Annotated in this window: 1 protein-coding gene and 1 pseudogene; both read left to right on the top strand. The window is 32.3% G+C overall.

The window, feature by feature from the left end:
- Positions 1–183, top strand: a 183-nt coding sequence (locus tag AA81_RS14490) for a hypothetical protein (RefSeq protein ID WP_211292733.1), incomplete at its 5' end; no start/stop codon positions are given.
- Positions 158–1,694 (top strand): annotated as a pseudogene (gene ptsP / locus AA81_RS13570) (phosphoenolpyruvate--protein phosphotransferase). The gene AA81_RS14490 and the pseudogene ptsP, both read left to right, overlap by 26 nt.
- The last annotated feature ends 38 nt before the right edge of the window (positions 1,695–1,732 follow it).

The following is a 1,732-nucleotide window of genomic DNA, read 5'->3' as shown; positions in this document are numbered from 1 at the left end:
TTGACTTGTTTGTTTGATATTACTTGTGTTTTTGTTTTTTGTTGTGGTGTTTATCGTGTTAGTATCTACACTAGTATTAAAAAAAAGAGTGTAGCGGTGATTAAAGAAAATGAAAAAAAAGAAAAAAAAAAAAAAAGTAAAATAAAATTAAAAATATATAAAAAACAAAAAAAAACTTCATAATGCTATCTATAGAACAAGCAAAAAAAGAATAAAAATAATAAAGGATAATATTGGGAAGGAAATTGGCAACGAGAGAGCCGAAATTTTTGATGCACATATGATGATGCTGGATGATCCTGAGTTAATATCCGCATTTGAAGTTAAAATTATGGAAGGTAAATCTTCAGCTCCTGCTGCTGTAAAGCAAGTTATTGAACAATATGCAGAGATGTTTGATGCTATGGAAGACGAATATCTCAAAATGCGTGGAGCTGATATAAGAGATATAGGAAAAAGAGTAATAAATATACTTCTAGGTAATAAAGAAGTCCCTGACGAATTAAATAGGCAAGTTATAATAGTTGCAGAAGACTTAACCCCATCTGCTATTGCACAATTAGATACCAAAAAAGTTCTTGCTTTTGTAACTAAAGATGGATCAAGGACCTCTCATACTTCAATAATAGCTAGATCTCTGGGTATACCTGCTGTTGTTGGATTAGGCGAATCACTTTTAGATAAAGTTCAAGATAATTCTCTTTTGATTGTTGATGGACATAGTGGTGAAGTTTTTTTAGATCCAGATAAAAATACGTTAAAAATATATAAACAAAAAATTATTGAATATCAAACTGAACTTGAAAGATTAGCTGTTTATAGTAAAAAAAAGGCTAAGACTAAAGATGGAATAGCCATAGAAGTGGCTGGGAACATAGGTAATATTAATGATTTAGAGGCAGTTCTGGTAAAAGGTGGGGAAGGGATTGGTCTATTTAGAACTGAGTTTTTGTACATGAATAGATCTGAAATTCCTTCTGAAGAGGAACAATTTGAAGTATATAAAAAAGTAGCTGAAAGAATGGGAAAAAATCGTGTTGTCATAAGAACACTTGACATTGGTGCTGATAAGGAAGTTCCTTATTTGGGTCTCCCCAAGGAAATGAATCCATTTTTGGGTTATAGAGGAATTAGGCTATGCCTTGATAAAACTGATATTTTTAAGCCGCAGCTAAGAGCGATTCTTCGTGCAAGCAAATATGGGAATTTAAGCATAATGTTTCCAATGATTTCATCCTTAGAAGAAGTTAAGCAAGCTAAAGACATTTTTAATGAAGTTAAATTGGAATTGGATAATGAAAATTTAGAATATAATGGGAATATAGAAATTGGTATAATGGTTGAAACACCTTCGGCTGTTATGATAGCAGATATCCTGGCAGAAGAAGTAGATTTTTTCAGCATTGGAACCAATGATTTAATACAGTACACATTGGCGGTTGACAATAGACGAAGGACATAAATCGGGCATATGGGTGGGGATGTGTGGAGAAGCAGCAGGGGATGAGCTTTTATTGCCATTTCTTCTTGGTGCAGGGCTAGATGAATTTAGCATGGGTGCAGTTTCAATACCAAAAATCAAAGAGTCTTTAGAAAAATGGTCCAAAAAGGATGCTGAAAAAGAAATGAAAAATATTCTTCAACTGAAAACTACCGGAGAAGTGAAAAATTATCTACAAAAAGTAAGAAGATAAATCGGAATTTTCACAAAAAAAGAAAAACTAAGTATTTA

This window comes from Petrotoga halophila DSM 16923 (assembly GCF_002924615.1).
This window is presented reverse-complemented; position numbering and strand designations above follow the sequence as displayed.